Origin of the sequence: Amycolatopsis sacchari, from assembly GCF_900114035.1 — a bacterium.
In the GTDB taxonomy this organism is placed as follows: domain Bacteria; phylum Actinomycetota; class Actinomycetes; order Mycobacteriales; family Pseudonocardiaceae; genus Amycolatopsis_E; species Amycolatopsis_E sacchari.
In genome coordinates, this window is sequence record NZ_FORP01000009.1 from 62,918 (window position 1) to 82,179 (window position 19,262).

Genomic DNA, 19,262 nt, shown 5'->3' on the forward strand with positions numbered 1-19,262 from the left:
GTCAGGAGAACCGCGGCAGCACCTCGTCCGACCACGCGCGGAAGAACTTGTCGTGGTCGGCACCGATCTGCTGCACGTACACCTCGTCGAACCCGGCCTGCTCGAACTCGCGGATCTTGTCCACGTAGACCCCGGCGTCCGGGCCGCACGGGATCTGCTGCGCGACCGCGTCCTCGGTGACGAGCGAGGACGCGGCCGCGAACTCGCTCGGGATCGGCAGGTTCCGGCCCAGGTTGCCGGGCAGCACGTCGCTGGGCCACTTGCGGTGCGCGGTCTTGCGCGCCTCCGCTTCCGACTCGCCCCAGCACACCTTGAACCCGCCCTGGACCGGCCCGCGGCCACCCTCGTCCCGGTACCGGCGCACGAGGTCCGCGTCGGGCATCACGGTGCACAGCCCGTCGGCGGTCTTCGCGGCGTGCCGCACCGCCTTCGGTCCGAACGCGGACACGTAGATCTTCACCGGTTCCTCGGGCAGCGTGTAGATCCGCGCCTGCTCGACCGTGTAGTGCTTGCCGCGGTGCGTCGTCAGCTTGCCGGTGTGCAGCTCGCGGATGACCTCGATCGCCTCGTCGAGCATCTCCAGCCGCTCGTCCGGCGCCGGCCAGCGGTCGCCCAGCACGTGCTCGTTGAGCGCCTCGCCGCTGCCCACGCCGAGCGTGAACCCGCCGCGGCACTGCACGGCGGCGGTGGCCGCGGCCTGCGCGACGATCGCCGGGTGGATGCGGATCGTCGGGCACGTCACCGCCGTCGTGATCGGCAGCGACGTCACCTGCGACAACGCGCCGATGACCGACCACACGAACGGGCTCTGCCCCTGCTCGTCCAGCCACGGGTGGAAGTGGTCGGAGATCCACAACCGCTCGAACCCGGCCTCCTCGGCCATTCTCGCCTGCTCGACGAGCTCCCGCGGACCGAACTCCTCACACGAAAGGAAGTAGCCGATGCTCACCATGTGGTGCGGCTACCCCGCACCACGCGCGTCAACCGCGGTCGCGCTCCGAAAGCACGCGCGCGACCGGTTCGAGGCCGGACATCTCCACCACGCGGCGGACCGCGGAACTCGGCGGCACCACCAGGTCGAGCCCCATCTGCAGCACCCGCAGCCGCTCGGCGAGCGTGAACAGGACACGCAGCCCGGCGCTGTCGAGGTACTCCAGGTTCGCGAGGTCCAGCACGACACGCGTGGCGTCGTTGGTGACCGCCTCGTTGATCTCGTGCTGCACGTCGGCCGCGTTGGCGAGGTCGATCTCGCCGGTGATCTTGACGAGGACCGAGTCGCCCTCCACTTCGGCGCTGATCTGGGCCGTCGTCATGCTTGTGCCTCCGCTTCGAGACGTCGCCGGATCACGACCGTCGTCCCTTCCTCGCCTCGCAGGACCTCGACCTCGTCGCCGCACTTCTCCATCAGGGTCAGGCCACGGCCCCGGTTGACGCCCCTGGCGGGCCGCCACCGGCCGTGGTCCCGCACCGTCACGACGAGCTCGTCGTCCAGCAACTCCATCCTCAGGTGGATGTCGCCGCCCGCGGGCCCGTACGCGTGCTCGACCGAGTTCGTGCACGCCTCACCGACCGCGAGCAGCAGGTCACCGGCGACGTCGCCGCCCACGCCCACCGCCGACAGCCAGCGCCGCATCGCCGCCCGGATGTCCTTGAGCGACTCGGGAATCGCCTGCATCGTGACGTCGAGCGCGCCGACCTCGTCGGCGGCCTGCCGCCGGAACACCAGCAGCGCGACGTCGTCCTCCGGCACGCTCTCCCCGATCAGCGCCCCCATCACGGCGGCGCACACGCGTTCGGACCGCTGGGGCCGCACGGCGCTGCGCAACGCCTCCAGGCCCTGGTCGAGCGGGGCGTGCCGGCGCTCCACGAGCCCGTCGGTGTAGAAGCACGTGATCGTGCCCGGCGGCAGGTCGATCTCGGTGGTCTGCCTGCGGGCCTCCCTGACCGCGCCGATGGGCGGGTCCGTCGGGAGCTTCGCGAACTCCGTGGGCTCGCCCGGGCTGGCGAGCACCGGGGCCAGGTGCCCCGCGGAGGACAGGTACAGCTTTTCGAAGTTCGGTTCGAGCGTGCCGTACAGCACGGTCGCCATCATGCCGGGCTCGAAGTGCTGGGCCTTGCGGTCGAGCCGCGTCAGCACCTCGGCCGGGTCGGTGTGCTCCAGGGAGTACGCCCGCAGCGCGCTGCGCAGGCGGCCCATCACGACCGCGGCGGGCAGGTCGTGCCCGACGACGTCCCCGATCACGATGCCCATCCAGCCGTTGGGCAGCGTGAACACGTCGTACCAGTCACCCGCCACGATCGACCGGCCACCGGGGACGTAACGCGCCGCGAAGTCCAGCGACGGCACCAGGGGCAGCTGCGCGGGCAGGAGGCTGCGCTGCAGCTTGCTCGCCGCCGCCCTCGCCGACTGCGCCTGCTGCGCCTCGACGGACAACGCGACGCGGTCGGCCGCCGCCTGCAGGAACTCCACGTCGTCCTCGGTGAACGTCCGCGGGGTGAGGCTGCCGACGTGCAGCACGCCGAGCACCTCGCCGCCGACCAGCAGCGGCACGCCGAGCAGGGTCTTGATGCCCTTCTCCCACAGCAGCGGGTTCACCACCGTGGTCTCGTCGATGCGGTCGAGGATCACCGGGTGCTTCTCGGCGGCGATGCGGCCGGCGAAACCGCGGCCCAGCGGCACGCGCACGCCCTGCCGGACCTCGCTCTCGATGCCCTTCGTGGCCGCGGCGACCAGTTCGTTGCCGCCCGGTTCGAGGATCAGCACCGCGACGGTGTCCACGCCGAGGCCCTGCCAGATGCGCTCCAGCAACTCGGCGAGGACCTCTTCGCTGTCGATGTGGGCCAGCGCTCGGTCGCTCACCGATCCCATTCGGCGGAGCCTGTCTTCCGCGCTCGCCGCTGTCGCCATGATCGGTAGTTAACCAGCCTTTGAAAGAGGGAAACCCACATCAGTTACTCGGCACACGGTAACTCTCCCGTGTCGCCGCCGCCAACCGATCACGCGTTCGTCACCAGCAGTATCCCTTCGGCTACCGGCAGCCCCGAACGCGTGGTCGGCGGCCCCTGTTCAGCTTCGTTCGACGAGGTGCCCGACGTGGTCCGGCCCCGGGTGCGCGGCACCCGACCCGTCGCGCCTGGCAATCGGTTCCGGCAGTTCGACGGGATCGCCGGTACGGCTCACCCCGGCCGGACGCGGCCCGATCCACGCCAGCTTCAGCGCGTCCTCCCCCTTCAGGAACCGGTGCGCCCGCACGCCACCCGTGGCCCGGCCCTTCGCCGGGTACTCCGCAAACGGCGTCACCTTCACCGACTGCCCCGTCGCCGTGACCACCATCGGCTCGCCGCGTTCCGGATCATCCGTCCGCACCGCACCGAAGAACACGACGTGGGCGCCGTCGGCGAGCTTGATGCCCGCCATCCCGCTGCTCTTGAGCCCCTGCGGGCGCACCAGCGACACCGACAACCGCAGCAGCGACGCGTCGGAGGCGACGAACGCGAGCGTCTCGTTGCGGTTGGTCAGCCAGCTCGCGCCGACCACCTCGTCCCCGTCCTTGAGCGAGATCACCTCGAACTCGTCGGCGCGGACCGGCCATTCCGGCGCGCACACCTTCACCACACCGTGCTTCGTGCCCAGCGCCAGCCCAGGCGACTCCGCCGCCTGCTCGCCCAGGGGCGCGAGGCCGATGACCCGCTCGCCCTTCTCCAGCGGCACCAGTTCCCGCGCGGCCATCCCGCCCCGCAGCGACACCGTGCCCGCGCCCTCCGGCAGCACCGGCAACGGCAGCACGTCCGTCTTGAACGCCCGGCCCCTGCTGGTGACCAGCAGCACCTGCCCGCGTGCGGTGGAGTGGACCAATGCGGCCACGGCGTCGTGCTTGACGCGCCCGTTGCGGCGGCGGCCCTCCTGCGCCTCCTCGGACTCCGCGGCCGTGCGGGCGACCAGCCCGGTGGCGGAGAGGATCACCTGGCACGGGTCGTCGGCCACCTCGCGCGGCCCGGCGGGCTGGGAGGCCGCCAGCACCTCCTTGAGGTCACCGTCGATCAACGCGGTGCGGCGCTCGGTCTTGAAGTCCTTCGCGATCTTGGCCAGCTCCGCGGAGACGACCTTCTTCAGCTCGCGGTCGTCCTCCAGGATCCTGGTCAGCTCCGCGATCTCGGCCCGCAGGCGCTCCTGCTCGTCCTCGAGTTCGAGCTTGTCGTACTTGGTGAGCCTGCGCAGCGGGGTGTCCAGGATGTACGTCGCCTGGATCTCCGACAGCTTGAACCGCTTCATCAGGCCTTCCTTGGCCTCGGCGGCGTTCTCGCTGTTGCGGATCAGCCGGATCACCTTGTCGATGTCCAGCAAGGCGATCAGCAGGCCCTCGACGAGGTGCAGCCGTTCCTCGCGCTTGCGGCGGCGGTACCGCGTGCGGCGCGTGACGACGTCGTAGCGGTGCCGCAGGAACACGTCGAGCAGTTGCTTGAGCCCGAGCGTCTGCGGCTGCCCGTCGACGAGCACGAGGTTGTTGATGCCGAACGACTGCTCCAGCGGCGTCAGCCGGTACAGGTCGGCGAGCAGCGGCTGCGGGTTGACCCCCACCTTGCACTCGATGACCAGGCGCGTGCCGTTCTCGCGGTCGGTGAGGTCCTTGACGTCGGCGATCCCGGTGAGGCGCTTGGACTTGTTGACCTCGTCGGTGATCTTCTCGATCACCTTCTCCGGGCCCACGCCGTAGGGCAGCTCGGTGACGGTGATGGCCTGGCGGCCGCGGCTGCCCTCCAGCGGGCCGATCTCGACCTTCGCACGCATGCGCACCACGCCGCGGCCGGTCTCGTACGCCTTGCGCACCTCGTCGAGCCCCAGCAGCAGGCCGCCCGTGGGCAGGTCGGGCCCCGGCACGAACTCCATGAGCTTGTCGAGGTCGGCGTTGGGGTGGTTGATGAGCCAGCGCGCCGCCGCGATGACCTCGCCCATGTTGTGCGGGATCATGTTGGTGGCCATGCCGACCGCGATGCCGGACGTGCCGTTGACGAGCAGGTTCGGGTACGCCGCGGGCAGGACCGAGGGCTCCATCAGGGACCCGTCGTAGTTCGGCCGGAAGTCGACCGTCTCCTCCCCCAGCTCCCCGACGAGGAGCATCGCCTCGGGCGACATGCGGGCTTCGGTGTTGTGGTTGACGAAACCACCGGCGAGGAACGAGTGGTCCTGCGAGTCCACCCGCACCGAGTACACCTCGGCCGGTTCGGCGGCGGCGACCTCCGTGACCTCCTCGAACCGGTACCCGGAGTCCATCACCGGCAGGATCGTGGCCAGGACCTCGGTGTCCTTGATGCGGTCGAGGATCCGCAGCCGTTCGGTCTCCCACCGCTCCACGCGATCGAAGTTGTGCGTGACAAGCCACTTCCGGCCGCTGCCCCGCCGGTCGAAGTCCAGCGCACCGCGCACGTAGTCCGCCACGAACGGGACCTTGTCCTGGCTGAGCCGGTGCGGCCGCAGCACCGAGCGCCTGAGCAACTCGGTCACCTTCGCCTGCTTCGTCTTCAGGAAACCGACGCGCTCGACGAAAGCCCGTACGTTGCGCAGCCCGGAGATCACCAGCCGGTGCTCCACCGAACCACTCTGCCGCGTGTACCTGCGGTGCTGGGCGATGACACCGAACTCGGCCAGCATCTCCTGCACCTCGGCCGCCAGGCGTTCGCTGTAGCTCGTGTACTGGACCGTGAACCCGTCCGGCGCCACCCTGGGCCCGCCGTCGCCCTCGAACAACGCCATCAGGAAAGCCCGCTTGACGCCCCAGCCGCCGTTCCAGACGAAGTCCGGCACGAACTTGTCCCTGGCCTGGTGACCGATCAGCTCGGCCAGCGGGCTTTCCCGGAACGCCGCCATGCCACCGGCGTAGTCCTGGACGTCCAGCTCGTGCACGACCTTCCGGTCGCGTCGCGTCCGCCGTGCCGAGACGTAGCGGGGACCGCCGACCACCTGGTCGTAGGCGTGCAGCACCTCACCGAAGAAGTGCTCGTCGGTGTTGTTGAAGCCCGCCCGGTTTTCGCTCGCCCACCCCTCGGAGACCCAGGCTCCCCCGAGCACACCGAGCGTGTATTCACGCGCTGTCGGCACCACCTGCATCCAGGCGTTCCGCGCCACGGCGACGACCGCGCCCGGCCGCAGCTCGTCCAGCCGCCGCCACTGGAACAGCGGGACGCCCATCGGCGCTTCCAGGCACAGGACCAGGTGGTTCTCGCTACCGCGCAGGGAAAAGCCGGACTTCGTCGTCATCCGGATGGTCGGGTGCACGCCCGAGTTGAACACCTTGGACACCCGGACGGCCTTGCCGTCCTTGTCCAGGACCTCGAAGTCGGCGTCCGCCTCGCTGTCGGCGGGCAGGTTCACCACGTCGGCGATGCGCGGGCTCGACCCGTCCGCGAGCCTGATCCTCGTGTCCCCGACGACGCAGTACCGGCTCGCCGCCGGGCCGTCGTCCGGGCTGCCGAAATTGCCGTGGCCGTCGATGAGCGGGGCGTTCATCGAGAAGTCCTGCGCCAGGCGGACCATCGCGTCGTAGATCGCCGTGTCACCGTGGGGGTGGTAGCGGCCCATCACGTCACCGACGACGCGGGACGACTTCACGTACGCGTGGTTCGGCCGGTAGCCCGCTTCGTTCATCGAGAACAGGATCCGGCGGTGCACCGGCTTGAGGCCGTCCCGCGCGTCGGGCAGTGCGCGGGAGTGGATGACCGAGTACGCGTACTCCAGGTACGAGTCCTCGATCTCGGTCTTCACCGGGTTTTCGAAGACCTGCGCGCCCGCCTGGTCGAAGGCGGCCGGGTCGACCCTGGTCGTGGGGGTTTTGCGCCGTGCCATGGCTGCTGCTTCTCCTGGTGCTTCAGATGTCGATGGCGGCCTGGTCCACCCGGCCGGAGGACTCGATCAGCCAGTTGCGCCGCGGCTCCACCTTCTCGCCCATCAGCAGGTCGAGCGCCGCCTCGGCGGCGTCTGCGTCGTCGAGGGTGATGCGGCGGACCGACCGCGTCGCGGGGTTCATCGTGGTCTCCCACAGCTCGTCGGCGTCCATCTCGCCGAGACCCTTGAACCGGGGAACCGGCGTGACGATCTGCTTGCCCGCCCGCTCCAGCTCGGCGACCTTCTGCTCCATCTCGCGCTGCGTGAAGGTGAAGTGGGTCTCGGGGTTGCGGCCCTTCGTGGTGATCTTGTGCAGCGGCGGCATCGCGGCGTACAGCCTGCCGTCCTCGATCACCGGCCGCATGTACCGCGCGAACAGCGTGATCAGCAGCGTCCGGATGTGCGAGCCGTCGACGTCCGCGTCCGCCATCAGGATCACGCGCCCGTACCGCATCTGCGACAGGTCGAACGTGCGCCCGGTGCCCGCGCCCAGCACCTGCACGATGGACGCGATCTCGGCGTTCTTCAGCGTGTCGCCCAGCGACGCCTTCTGCACGTTGAGGATCTTGCCCCGCAACGGCAGCAGCGCCTGGTACTCCGACACGCGCGCCATGCGGGCGCTGTTGTGCACGAAGACCCCCGCGTCGAGGGCGAAGTTGTGGTAGCCGTCCACGGTCAGGTCGTAGACGTCGGCTGTCTCGTCGAGCGCCTCCACCGAAACAACCCGGTGGTTGACCATGGCGGCAGCCTCGCGCAGGGCCTCCAGGTCACCGCCACAACTCGCGGGCAGCCGGTCGAACCGCAGGCCGGTCCGAGCTGTGCGCAGCCTGTGGGTCTCGTAGGCGTTCGCCAGTTCGGCGTCCGGCACACCGGGCATCACGGTGGCCAGCCGCTTGAGCGCGGCGACCCGGCGCCCCTCGTTCTGCTGCGCCACCCGTTCTTCTCGTGGCACCGTCGCCACGTAGCGGGCCCGACCCTCCTGGGCCTTCGCCAGGTGGCCGTTCTCGGGGTCCGCCATCCGCAGCTTCATCCGCAGGGAATGCTGCTCGCCGAACTCAGGGTGGTTCCGGTGCCAGGCCAGCACCGCCGCCCGCTGCCGCTCGCGTTCGGCGGGATCCGAGAACTGCTCGGCGGTCTTGCGCGAACACCACTCGAGCAGGTCCTCGTCCTGCCACTGCTGCTCGGCGCGCTCGCTCCATCCGGCTCGCCGCCCGGGCTTCGCGAAGAAGATCCGCACGCGTTCCGCGGCCGCCGCCCGGTGTTCCGGGTGCGCCCAGTAGGCCGCCTGCTGATCACGCATGCGTTCGGCGTACGTGGCTCGCTCGTCGTCGCCGAGCGAGTCGTACCAGTCCTGGAACCCCTGCTCGAAGCGTTCCCGGAACGCGGGGTCGGCATTGCGCTCGGCGAGCCGGCGCAGGCATGCGGCGCGGAAGTCCGGATCCTCCCACTGCGCCGACAGCGCGGCGGACTTGAACTCCTGCCCCGCACTGCTGCTCAGCCACGCGCGGTAACCCTCGTGCACGTGCGGGCCCCTCATCGAGGCGTGCAGCGCGGCGTGGTCCTCCCAGGTCATCCGCCGGAGGTTGCGCGGGTCGTTGTTCCGCTTGTCAACGTCGACGTGGTGCCGGACGTTGCCGTTGTCCGCGCTGTCGAGACCGTGCCGCAGGTTGTGGGCGTCCGCGAGGTAGTGCGTGTAGACCCATTCCGCGCGGTCGTTCATCCACACCCGCTCGTACCCGTCGAGCTTGTCACCCGCGGACTTCGCCGAGACCGAGCGGTACAGCGGCATCAGCGAATCCCCGGCGACCAGCTCGTCGGCACGGCGGTAGGAGCCGTCCCTCAGCCGGAAGAGGTGGTCCGGCGTGCACCGCACCGACTCGCCGTTGTCCAGCGTCACCCGGACCAGCGGGGCGTCGCGCTTGGTCAGCCTCGGCGCGACCAGTGGGACCACCACGACCCGGCCCGCCTTGTTGGTGGCATATCCGAAGTGGCTGATACCACGGTCCCAATCCGCCGCCAGGTCGGCGAACGACCTGCTCTTCCCGGAGGCGAGCGCGACTTTCGTGTCCCCGGTGAAGCAGCCCAGCGCGCTGTCCCCCTCCACGAGGAACAGCTCGCTGCGCGAGACGCCCGTCGTGCGGCAGTCGACGAGCTTCGGCGGCATCGAGGCGCCTTCGAGCGCCGTCTTCCGGCGCGCGGCGTCCTTCTGCAGCTTCTGCGTCAGCCGCACGCGCGCGGCGTCGACCACCTTCTGCAGCACGACCTTGGCCTCGGCCTTGGTCTTGCGGTCCTCCGTCCAGGCCTTCAGCTGCTTCTCCACGATGCCCTGGATCACGCGCGTGATCCCGGCCGTGGACAGCTCGTCCTTGGTCTGGGAGGTGAACTGCGGCTCCGGGATGCGCACGTGGATCACGGCCGTCATGCCCTCGAGCACGTCGTCGACCGTCGGCAGGTCCTCCTTGGGCTTGAGCAGCCCGCGGGTCTTGGAAATGGCCTCCTGCAACGCTTTCAGCGCACCGCGGTCGAACCCGCGGCGGTGGGTGCCGCCGTGCACGTTGCGGATCGTGTTGGTGAAGCACTCCACCGTGCGCTCGTAGCCGGTGCTCCACCGCAGCGCCACCTCGACCTCGGCGCGACGCTCCACATTGGACTTCATCACGCCGTTCTCGTCGGCGGCGTTCTCCTTGTACGTGCCCTCACCGGTGATCATGAGGGTGCCCGAGACCGGCTTGTCCCCGCCCGGCGTCAGGAAGTCGACCATGTCGCGCAGGCCGTTGGGGTAGGAGAAGGTCTCCTCGCTGATCGAGCCCTCGGTCGCGTCCCGCAGCACGTACGTGACGCCGGGCACGAGGAACGCGGTGTTGCGCAGCTTGGTGCGCACGGCCTCGACGTCGAGCTTCGCACCGCTCTCGAAGTAGCGGGCGTCGTACCAGTAGCGGATCGAGGTGCCGGTGCGCTCGCCGCGCTTCATCTTCCCGGCCACGCGCAGGCCCGGCTGCGGCGTGAACTTCGCCTTCGGCCCCGGCCCGTCGAACACCCCGGGCGTGCCGTGCGCGAACGACATCTCGTGCACCTTGCCCGCGTTCTTGACCGTGACGTCGAAGCGGTGGGACAGCGCGTTGACCGCCGACGCGCCGACCCCGTGCAGGCCGCCGGACGTCTTGTAGCCGGAGCCGCCGAACTTGCCGCCCGCGTGCAGCCGCGTCAGCACCAGCTCGACGCCGGAAAGGCCCGACTTGGCGTGCTTGTCCGTGGGGATGCCGCGGCCGTCGTCGTCGACCTGGACGCTGCCGTCGGCGTGCAGGGTGACCACGACGCGGGTGGCGTGACCGGCGACACCCTCGTCGGTCGAGTTGTCCACGATCTCGGTGAGGAGGTGGTTGATCCCGCGGCTGTCGGTGGACCCGATGTACATGCCGGGCCGCTTCCGGACGGCTTCCAGGCCCTCGAGGTGCGTGAGGTCGTCGGCTCCGTACAGGGGCTCAGCAGAGGCGGTCACAGGGTGTTTCTCCCAGGTCGTGGCGGATTGCGGTGTCGGCAGGCGACCCACGGTAGGACAGGGTATCCGACCCTGCCGACAAAACCGTGTTCCTTCCGGCACGTGCCGTACCCTCGGCACGTGAGGAAGCGGCCCGAAGCACCGTTGCCGCAGCGCAACGGACTGGACCCCGCCCGGATGAAACTGCCGGCAGAGGGGTCGTGGGCGACCATCCGCGACCACCTGGTCGAACGCATCCCCCGGCTGCCGCCGGGCCGGCTGGACGAGATGCTCGCCGAGGGCCGGATCGTGGGGCTGGACGGCCCGATCACCCGCGAAACACCGTTCAAGGCGGGCGCGTACGTCTGGTTCCACCGCGACCTGCCGGACGAGGTGCCGGTGCCGTTCGAGATCGCGGTCCTGCACCACGACGAGCACCTCGTCGTGGTGGACAAACCGCACTTCCTCGCCACGATCCCGCGCGGGCAGCACGTGCTGGAGACCGCGCTCGTGCGGCTGCGCCGCGACCTGGGCCTGCCCGAGCTGAGCCCCGCGCACCGGCTGGACCGCGTCACCGCGGGGCTGCTGATGTTCGTCACCCGGCGCGAGCACCGCGGCGCGTACCAGACGTTGTTCCGCGACCGCCGGGTCCGCAAGGAGTACGAGGCGATCGCGCCGTACGACCCGTCGGTGGAGCTGCCGGCGACGGTGGTCAGCCGGATCGTCAAGGAGCGCGGAAGGGTTACGGCGGAAGAGGTTCCGGGCCCGCCGAACGCCGAGACGTACGTGGAGCTGCTGGAGCACGCCGGCGGCCTCGGCCGCTACCGGCTGGTGCCGGCGACGGGGCGTACCCACCAGCTGCGGGTGCACCTGAACCGGCTGGGCATCCCGATCCTGGGCGACCGGTTCTACCCGGTGCTGCGGGAAACCCCGTTGCACGACTTCAGCAGGCCGCTGCAGCTGCTGGCGAAGACGCTGGAGTTCCGCGATCCGCTGACCGGCGAGGACCGCCGGTTCGAAAGCCGCCGGACGTTGCAGGCGTGGGATTCCTACACCGAATGGGAATCTTCGTAGTCTTCCGCAATTTTTGTTTTTGTGCTATACTCCGGAATTGTTCGGCTAGCTTGGCCGCATGATTCCTCCTACCGCTTTCACCGCCGCGGCCGCCCGTGCCGCCCACCTCGTCGTCGACGGCGAGCCGCGCCTGTTCGCCGACCCCGCCGCGGAGGTCCTGCTGGGCGAGCACGCGGCGGAACTCCTGCGCTACCACCGGGAACACGGCGAGCACCCCGTCCTGCGCAGCGCCCGCGTGCAGACGACCGTGCGCAGCCGGTTCACCGAGGACAGGCTCGCCGCCTCCGGTCTGGCGCAGTACGTGCTGCTGGGCGCGGGCCTCGATTCCTTCGCGCACCGGAATTCGCTGGGGGTGCGGGTGTTCGAGGTGGACCGGCCGGGGGCGCAGGAGTGGAAACGGGGCCGCCTGCCGGGCGAAGTGACGTACGTGCCGGTGGACTTCGAGTCCGACGACCTGCCGTCGGCCCTGCGCAAGGCCGGGTTCTCGATGGACGAGCCCGCTTTCGTCGCCTGGCTGGGAGTCACGATGTACCTCTCGGCGACGGCGATCGACCGAACACTGGCGGCGTTGGGCGAGCTGGCGCGGGGTTCGCAGCTGACCGCGGACTACCTCGTGCCCCCGGAACTGCGCGCCCCGGAAGCACAGGCCTATGTGGACGCGGTGGCCGCGATGACGGCCGAACGTGGTGAGCCTTGGCGCACGTGCCTGTCCCCGCAGCGGATGGCGGAACTGCTGGCGGCCCACGGGTTTCGTGTGCTCACCGACGCGAGTCAGCGCGAGGGGGTCGATCCGGCCTTGTGGCAGCGGGAGGACGGCCTGACCCCCGGCTCGCTGTCGCGCCTGGTGCACGCCGAGCTTCGATGAGGAAGATCCTCATGAGGAATGGTGCAGCACACGCAACATCGCGTTCGGGTCGATGTTCCCCGGCTCCGGTTCGACGCACGCGGAAAGCCCGGCGAGCAGCGCTTCCTCGTCGAGACCGGTGCCGATCAACACCAGCGAAGTGCGTGGCTCGCCCGGCCACTCCGAACGCTCGAAACGCAGGTAGCGCCCCACGGTGTGCAGCGTGTACCGCTCGGGCACGCCGAAGTGGACCGTGCCCTTCGCGCGGTACAGCCCCTCCGGTCGCTCGTCGAGAAAACGCAGGAACCGCCGTGGGTGCAGCACTTCCGGCGTGTCGAACGCGACCGTCTGGTACTCGGCGTGCAGGTGCCCGTCGTGGTCGAGGAGTTCGTCGAACGACAACTGCTCCACCGCGGGTTTCGGACGCTCCACGGGATCGAGCAGCAACGCGAGGTCGATGCGGCCGTGCGTCACGGGCAGCACCGGACGGCCACCGCTCAGTTTCCCCACCAGCACACGCAGTTCCTCGGCCCGCTCGGGCGAGACGCGGTCGACCTTGTTCAGCACCACCAGATCCGCGAACGCCAGGTGCCGGTCCAGCTCCGGGTGCCGCTCCCGCGTGGACTCGAACTCGGCGGCGTCCACGACCTCGACCAGGCCGCCGTACTCGATGCCCTCGTGCGTGGCGGACAACACCAACTGCACCAGTTCACGCGGCTCCGCCAGACCGCTGGCCTCGATGACGATCAGGTCCAGGTCCGCCTGCGTCAGCCGCTCCAGCATCCGGTCCAGCCCGCTCGCGTCCACCGCGCAGCACAGGCAGCCGTTGCCGAGGGAAACCGACGCGTCCACCTGGCCCGCGACCGTCAGCGCGTCCACGTTGATCGCGCCGAAGTCGTTGACCAGCACGCCGATCCGCACGCCGCGGTCGTTGTGCAGCAGGTGGTTGAGCAGTGTGGTCTTGCCCACGCCCAGAAAACCCGCGAGCACGAGGACGGGAACGCGCGAATGCATAATCTTCACCATAGTGGGTAGTAGGGGGCGTTTCACCAACAGCGGCAGTGGGCATACTGCGGATCGTGCAAAATGGAAAGCTGCAGCTCGAAGACGTGACCATCGCGGACCGGCAGGTGGTCCGCAGAGCGGTCGGCGCGGCGGCCGTCGGCAACATCACAGAGTGGTACGACTTCGGGGTCTACGGATATCTCGCGACGACGATCACCCACGTCTTCTTCTCGGGTCTGCCGTCCACCATGGGCACGATCGCCACTTTCGGCCTGTTCGCGGTCTCGTTCCTGATCCGCCCGTTCGGCAGCCTGTTCTTCGGCCCGCTCGGTGACCGGATCGGCCGCAAGCGCGTGCTGTCGCTGACCGTCATCCTGATGGCCGCCGGCACGTTCGTGATCGGGGTCGTGCCGAGCTACGCCTCGATCGGCATCGCCGCGCCGCTGCTGGTGCTGCTGGCGCGCCTGCTGCAGGGCGTGTCGACCGGTGGCGAGTACGGCAACGCGATGACGTTCATCGCCGAGTACGCCCCCGACAAGCGCCGCGGGTTCCTCGGCAGCTGGCTGGAGTTCGGGACGCTGACCGGCTACGCGTTCGGCGCGACGATCGCCACCGTGCTGACCGCGGTGCTCACGCCCGACCAGCTGCTGTCGTGGGGCTGGCGCATCCCGTTCCTGATCGCGCTGCCGCTCGGCGCGGTCGGCCTGTACCTGCGGCTCAAGCTGGAGGAGACGCCGGCGTTCGCGGAGCTGATGGCGCAGACGAAGAAGGCGAACCAGCCGCAGAAGTCCGAGTTCCGCAGCGTGTTCGTCGACCACTGGCCCGCGATGCTGCTGTGCGCCGGGCTCGTGCTGGCCTGGAACGTGACGAACTACATGCTCACCAGCTACGTCCCCACCTACCTGACCGACACGCTGCCCAGCCGCGGCCACACGGGCACCGGCGAGACCGCGTCGCAGGTGCTGCAGATCGTGGTGCTGGTCGTGCTGATGCTCGTGATCACCTTCCTCGGCCGCCTGTCGGACCGCGTCGGGCGCAGGCGGGTGGTGCTCGGCGGCTGCGTCGCGCTGGTGGTGCTGTCGCTGCCGTCGGTGCTCCTGCTGCGCGCCGGCGGGGACGTGCGGACGCTGCTGGGGCTGCTGATCATGGGGCTGACGCTGATCTGCTTCTCCGCGGTGCTGCCCTCGACGCTGCCCGCCATGTTCCCGACCCACGTCAGGGCGGGTGGGCTGTCGATCGCGTTCAACATCTCGGTGTCGCTGTTCGGCGGGACCACCTCGACGGTGATGAGCGCGCTCGTCGCGGGCACCGGTGACCTGAACTGGCCCGCCTACTACCTGATGGGCGCCGGGGTCATCGGCGCGATCAGCATCCTGCTGACCCGCGAGACCGCGCGGCGCCCGCTCGACGGGTCCGCGCCCATCGTGGAAACCAGGCAGGAAGCCAGGGAACTGGTGGACGCCGACCGCTGAGGGTCCTCAGAGCGCCAGTGACTGGGTGCCGAGCACGACGGCCAGCTCGAGCCGGTCGGCGTCCTCGGTGCCCGGTTCGGCGGTGTAGACGGTGACGCGCAGGTCGTCGCGGGCGACGAGCAGCATGTCGCAGTCGAGGGTGATCAGGCCGGCCTCCGGGTGCCGGATGGTCTTGCGCTGCGACGTGTCGGCCGGTGGCGGTGGGGCGTCGGCGTCCCACAGCTCGGCGAAGCGCGGGCTGCCGGACAAGTCGGCGACGAGGCGCCGCAGGGCGTGGTCGGCCGGGTAGCGCCAGGCCGTCAGGCGCAGGTCGGCGACGAGCTGGGCTTCGTAATCGGCCTGCTCCTGCGCCGTGTGCACGACCCGCGAAGGCAGGCGGGTCACGTTGCGCCAGACGGCGTTGCGTTCCAGGCCGCGCCAGGCCGTCGTGTCACCCATCAGCGCGTTGTAGGGCGCGTTGGCGAGCACGAGCGTCCAGCTCGCGTCGTACACGACGACCGGGGTGTGCGACAGGCGGTCGAGCAGCCGCTGCACGCTCGGCGGAATCCGCGACGGCACGACGTCCGCGCCCGGTGCGGCGTGCCCCGCGAGCCGGTGGAGCAGGTCGCGTTCGGTGTCCGACAGGCGCAGGGCGCGGGCCAGCGCCTCCACCACCTGCGCCGACGGGGCTGTCGCGCGCCCCTGCTCCAGGCGGGTCAGGTAGTCGGCCGAGATGCCGGCGAGCCCGGCGAGTTCCTCCCGGCGCAGGCCGCTCGCCCGGCGCCGGGGGCCCACCGGCACGCCGACGGCCTCGGGCGCCACGCGGTCACGCCAGCGGCGCACCGTCCGGCCGAACTCCCACGCTTCCACGTGTCCCAGTCTCCGCCCCGCGCGCGGTTTTGTCGTGGCCCTGGCAGTCCTACGACAACGGGACGACTGCCTGCGGCACGGCCGTCCTCGCAGGCTGGGGGCATGACCGAACCAGGAACCGTGTTGATCACCGGCCCCACCCGCAACCTCGGGCGCCACGCCGCGCTGGCGATGGCCGAGCGCAAACCTGACCTGCTGCTCGTCGGCCGCCCCGGACGCGACCTCACCGCGGTCGCCGAGGAGGCCCGTGCGCGGGGCGCCGGCGTCCGCGAGATCGGCTGCGACCTGTCGAGCCTCGCCGACGTCCGCGCCGCCGCGGCGACCGTGCGCGACCTGCTCGCCAGCGGTGCCGTGCGGCCACTGCGCGCACTGGTCGCCAACGCGGGCATGAGCACGGGCGACACCCGGCACGCCTCCGCCGACGGCTACGAGCTGACCTTCGCCGTCAACTACCTCGCCCACGCCCAGCTCATCGGCGACCTGCTCGGCTCGTTCACCGCCCCCGCGCGGATCGTGCTGCTCGGCTCGAACACCTACCACGCGAACTTCTGGCGCAAGCTGATGAAGGTGCCCGAAGCCCAGTGGGCCGATCCCGTCGAACTCGCCCGCCCGGCCACCGGCACGCCCGGCGTCGCCTACTCGAACGCGAAACTCGCGGTCCTGTACTACGCCCACGAACTGCAGCGGCGCGTCGGGGACGGGATCAACGTGGCCGTGTTCGAACCGGGCTTCATGCCGGGGACCGCGCTGGGCCGCAACGCTCCCCCGGCGTTGCAGGCGATGGGCCGTGCGATGGGCCGGATGCCCGGCGTGTCCACGCCACAACGCTCGGGACCGCTGCTGGCCGCGGTGGCCCTCGACGAGAAGTGGGCACACCTGCGCGACGGCGCTTTCGTGGTCAAGACCAAGGTGACCGACGTGCACCCGATGGCCCAGGACCGCGACAGGGAGCGCCGGCTGTGGGAGGCCACGGCTGAGCTGCTGGCACGTTCGGGCGCGCGGGGTTAGTTTCCGCGTGTGGAGTTGCGCCAGTTGGAGTGCTTCGTCGCCGTCGTGGAGGAGTCCAGCTTCACGCGCGCGGCGGCCCGGCTGCACGTTCGGCAGCGGATTCCACCGCGAGCACCGGTTCGCCGGGGCTCATCGCCGAGTTGACCGAGGGCGGCTCAACCTCGATTCCCGGCCCGCCCCCGGCGGCGCGAAGCGACGTGGCGATCGCCGAGCTGACCAGTAGGTCCTTTGTGGACTCCCCGTCCGGGCGTTCGCCGCCGCCGGGTCGCCTACTTCACCACCGACGGCGGTTCTGAGGGCTCCTACGGGAAGCGGTCACTTCCCGCCGCCCGGCTCGGACATCTTGCGAGCCAGCTTGGTGTTCAAGGTGTCCGGGCTGTGCTGCGCGACGGTGGACTGGACCTTGTTCCGCGCACCGGTGACGACGTGGTCCTTGCCCGCCATCAGCGCCTCGTAGCCCTCCTTCGCGACCTCGGCGGCGTCGTCCTTCGGGCCGGTGGCGATGCGGGTGTCCTCCATGCCCGCGCGCGTGAAGAACTCCGTGTCGGTCGGGCCGGGCATGAGCGCGGTCACGGTGACGCCGGTGTCCTTCAGCTCCTCCCGCAGCGCCTGCGCGAACGAGCCCACGAACGCCTTCGACGCGTGGTAGACCGACTGGAACGGGCCCGGCAGGCTCGCCGCGATCGAGGACGTGAACAACACGCGCCCGCCGCCCTGCTCGACCATGCGCGGCAGCAGGAGCTTCGCGAGGTGGACGGTGGAGCGCACGTTGAGGTCCACGATGGTCAGCTGGTCCTCCAGGCTCCCGCCGTCGGTGAAGGACCCGCCGACGCCGACACCGGCGTTCAAGGCCAGCGCCTGCACCGGCCTGCCGCCGAGGTGCCCGGCGAGTTCCTCGACGCCCTCCGGTTTCGCGAGGTCCACGCGCACGGCCTCCACCCGGGCGCCCAGTTTCGCCACCTCCTCCCGCGCGCCGTCGAGTTCGGGGTTCTCGGCGGCGATGACGAGGTCGAACCCGTGCTGGGCGAACTGCTTCGCCAGCTCCAGCCCGATCCCGGTGGAGGCTCCTGTCACGACTGCCAGTGGCTTGCTCGTGGTGTCCGTCATAGCGGCAGGGGTACCCGGCCCCGACGGGCCAAACGCGGAGGGGATATCCGCTCACCGCTCGTGACGATCCGCCCGGCCTGTGCTGACTGTCCGTGTTTTTACCCGGGGTTCCCGCTGGTCGCCCGATCCCGGCGGGGAATCGCTGTGCGCGATCGGGGATGGGCCTTACACTGGAACGTGAGCGAGCGGGAAACCGCTTTCTCACCGGACCCGCCCAGCGCCCAACCTCCCCCCTCGGGGCGCTGTGGCGCAGAGTGGTCCCTGGCGGGCTCCCCTGCCCCGCCGGGGGCCACCCCCTCCCTCCCGCGCACCCGGGGAACGCGGTGTCCAATTCGGACAGGGTGCGCCATCCCGGGCTCGTGAACGACCTGCCGCTGGAGCCGCACGTTCCGCAGTGGACGGTCGATCCCGGGGACGTACCGCGCAACCCGGCCCTGCCGCGACGAGCCCGCGCGGTGGCTGGCGGAGCTGCTGACCGTGGACGGGTTCACGCCGTTCCCGAAGACCAGCGGCTCGAAGGGGCTCCAGCTCTACTGCGCGATCCGCAGCCGCCGCCCGGAGGCGGCGGCGGAGCACGCGCAGTCGCTCGCCGAGCGGCCGAGCACCGGAGCGCGTCGTCGCGGGGACCTCGGCGACCTGTTCGCCGCACTGCCCGAGACGCAGGCGCCCTGCCCCGGCAGCCGCGAGAAAGCGCGTCCCCGGAGGCCTCCCTACCGCAGCGCCTCCGCGCCCGCGCGACAGCCTGCCGGACCTCGGCCACCCGTTCGCCGCACTGCCCGAGACGCAGGCGCCCCTGCCCCGGCGGCGCCGAGAAAGCGCTTTCCCGCGAGCCGGACAGCCTCCCGCTACCGCAGCGCCTCCGGGGCCGCGACGCACCCCGCCGTCGTCAGCTCCAGGTTCGCCAGCGACGCGGCGTGCGTGGTCTCGTCCGCGGCCGTCACGCAATCGCTCACGACGTGGACCGTGAAACCGAGGTCGGTGGCGTGACGCGCGGTCTGCTCGACGGTCAGGTTGGTCGCCACACCGGTGATCAGCAGCGTGTCCACCCCCTGCGCGCGCAGGGACTCCGCGAGCCCGTTGCCGGCGAGCCCGGACAGCTTCTGGTTGTCCACCACCGCGCTCGCCAGCCCCGCCATCTCCGGGATCAGCTGCGCACCGGGCGCGCTGGGCCGGAACGCCTCCTGCGCCTCCCCCACGGCCCGCATGAACCCCGTGTTGCGCACCAGCTGCCCCTCCCCCTCGGGCACGGTGAAGCGGGTGAACACGACCGGCACCCCGGCCTCGCGCGCCGCGCGGTGGAACCGGACCGCCCTGCCGACCACCCCGCTGCGCGCGACCGGCTCGCCGAGCAGGCCGCCGAAGAAGCCGTCCGGGGAGATGACGTTGACCTGCCAGTGCAGTGCCAGCACCGCGCGCGACCGTTCTGCCATGTCCCGATTTTGGCACGACCGGCGGCACGCGGAAAAGAAACCACCTTCGCGACCATTTCGGAAACTGCTTTCACATTGCGCCGTACGGCGGCGGCGACACGGCCATCAGGACGTA

At 70.5% G+C, this 19,262-nt stretch carries 13 protein-coding genes and 4 pseudogenes; 6 read left to right on the forward strand and 11 right to left on the reverse strand.

Annotation, left to right across the window (positions count from 1 at the left end; all coding sequences use genetic code 11):
* Window position 1: 1 nt before the first annotated feature.
* The 7 genes and pseudogenes from BMZ92_RS17100 to BMZ92_RS38945 form a co-directional block, all read right to left on the reverse strand.
* Complete coding sequence (locus BMZ92_RS17100) at window positions 2–952, reverse strand: TIGR03557 family F420-dependent LLM class oxidoreductase (protein ID WP_091508568.1); 951 nt, start codon at window positions 950–952, stop codon at window positions 2–4.
* A 28-nt stretch (window positions 953–980) separates the two neighbouring features.
* Window positions 981–1,313 carry an STAS domain-containing protein gene (locus tag BMZ92_RS17105; RefSeq protein WP_091508571.1) on the reverse strand — a complete coding sequence of 111 codons (333 nt, stop codon included), beginning with the start codon at window positions 1,311–1,313 and terminating at the stop codon, window positions 981–983.
* Window positions 1,310–2,869 (reverse strand): ATP-binding SpoIIE family protein phosphatase, encoded by a 1,560-nt coding sequence (locus BMZ92_RS17110; protein WP_245783101.1) that lies wholly within the window; start codon window positions 2,867–2,869, stop codon window positions 1,310–1,312. The genes BMZ92_RS17105 and BMZ92_RS17110 overlap by 4 nt, the downstream gene beginning before the upstream one ends.
* Window positions 2,870–3,067: 198 nt before the next feature.
* Window positions 3,068–5,149: pseudogene (locus tag BMZ92_RS38805) on the reverse strand (DNA gyrase subunit A); the annotation flags it as partial.
* 390 nt (window positions 5,150–5,539) lie between these two features.
* Window positions 5,540–6,187 (reverse strand): annotated as a pseudogene (locus BMZ92_RS38810) (LAGLIDADG family homing endonuclease); the annotation flags it as partial.
* Window positions 6,188–6,214: 27 nt separating this feature from the next.
* Window positions 6,215–6,841: pseudogene (locus BMZ92_RS38815) on the reverse strand (DNA gyrase subunit A); the annotation flags it as partial.
* A gap of 22 nt (window positions 6,842–6,863) precedes the next feature.
* Window positions 6,864–10,379: an ATP-binding protein gene (locus tag BMZ92_RS38945; protein ID WP_091508579.1), complete on the reverse strand. Its 3,516-nt coding sequence runs from the start codon at window positions 10,377–10,379 to the stop codon at window positions 6,864–6,866.
* Window positions 10,380–10,556: 177 nt separating this feature from the next.
* On the opposite strand from BMZ92_RS38945, the gene BMZ92_RS17125 reads away from it, so the two are divergent.
* The gene (locus BMZ92_RS17125; protein ID WP_425425825.1) at window positions 10,557–11,432 is read left to right on the forward strand and encodes an RluA family pseudouridine synthase; all 876 of its coding nucleotides are present in this window, start codon (window positions 10,557–10,559) and stop codon (window positions 11,430–11,432) included.
* Window positions 11,433–11,490: 58 nt separating this feature from the next.
* Window positions 11,491–12,297 carry a class I SAM-dependent methyltransferase gene (locus tag BMZ92_RS17130; protein WP_091508584.1) on the forward strand — a complete coding sequence of 269 codons (807 nt, stop codon included), beginning with the start codon at window positions 11,491–11,493 and terminating at the stop codon, window positions 12,295–12,297.
* 9 nt (window positions 12,298–12,306) lie between these two features.
* Here the strand turns inward: BMZ92_RS17130 and BMZ92_RS17135 are convergent, their stop codons facing one another.
* Window positions 12,307–13,290 (reverse strand): CobW family GTP-binding protein, encoded by a 984-nt coding sequence (locus tag BMZ92_RS17135; RefSeq protein WP_218153479.1) that lies wholly within the window; start codon window positions 13,288–13,290, stop codon window positions 12,307–12,309.
* A 65-nt stretch (window positions 13,291–13,355) separates the two neighbouring features.
* Here BMZ92_RS17135 and BMZ92_RS17140 point away from each other — a divergent pair, with 65 nt between their 5' ends.
* A complete protein-coding gene (locus tag BMZ92_RS17140) occupies window positions 13,356–14,753 on the forward strand; it encodes an MFS transporter (RefSeq protein ID WP_245783102.1) in 1,398 nt (465 codons plus the stop codon).
* Between the two features lie 6 nt (window positions 14,754–14,759).
* On the opposite strand, the gene BMZ92_RS17145 is transcribed toward BMZ92_RS17140, so the two are convergent.
* The gene (locus tag BMZ92_RS17145) at window positions 14,760–15,602 is read right to left on the reverse strand and encodes a helix-turn-helix transcriptional regulator (protein ID WP_091508586.1); all 843 of its coding nucleotides are present in this window, start codon (window positions 15,600–15,602) and stop codon (window positions 14,760–14,762) included.
* A 102-nt stretch (window positions 15,603–15,704) separates the two neighbouring features.
* On the opposite strand from BMZ92_RS17145, the gene BMZ92_RS17150 reads away from it, so the two are divergent.
* Entirely contained in the window at window positions 15,705–16,610 is a 906-nt protein-coding gene (locus BMZ92_RS17150; protein WP_091508589.1) for an SDR family NAD(P)-dependent oxidoreductase, read from the forward strand.
* Between the two features lie 9 nt (window positions 16,611–16,619).
* Window positions 16,620–16,754, forward strand: coding sequence for a LysR family transcriptional regulator (locus BMZ92_RS38820; RefSeq protein ID WP_091508592.1), 135 nt, complete (start codon window positions 16,620–16,622; stop codon window positions 16,752–16,754).
* A 171-nt stretch (window positions 16,755–16,925) separates the two neighbouring features.
* Here the strand turns inward: BMZ92_RS38820 and BMZ92_RS17160 are convergent, their stop codons facing one another.
* On the reverse strand, window positions 16,926–17,717 hold the full coding sequence (locus BMZ92_RS17160; protein ID WP_091508593.1) for an SDR family NAD(P)-dependent oxidoreductase: 792 nt from the start codon (window positions 17,715–17,717) through the stop codon (window positions 16,926–16,928).
* Between the two features lie 459 nt (window positions 17,718–18,176).
* On the opposite strand from BMZ92_RS17160, the pseudogene ligD reads away from it, so the two are divergent.
* Window positions 18,177–18,302, forward strand: a pseudogene (ligD, locus tag BMZ92_RS38825) (non-homologous end-joining DNA ligase LigD); the annotation flags it as partial.
* Window positions 18,303–18,562: 260 nt separating this feature from the next.
* On the opposite strand, the gene BMZ92_RS17165 reads toward ligD, so the two are convergent.
* Window positions 18,563–19,147 (reverse strand): cysteine hydrolase family protein, encoded by a 585-nt coding sequence (locus BMZ92_RS17165; RefSeq protein WP_091508597.1) that lies wholly within the window; start codon window positions 19,145–19,147, stop codon window positions 18,563–18,565.
* Between the last annotated feature and the right edge of the window lie 115 nt (window positions 19,148–19,262).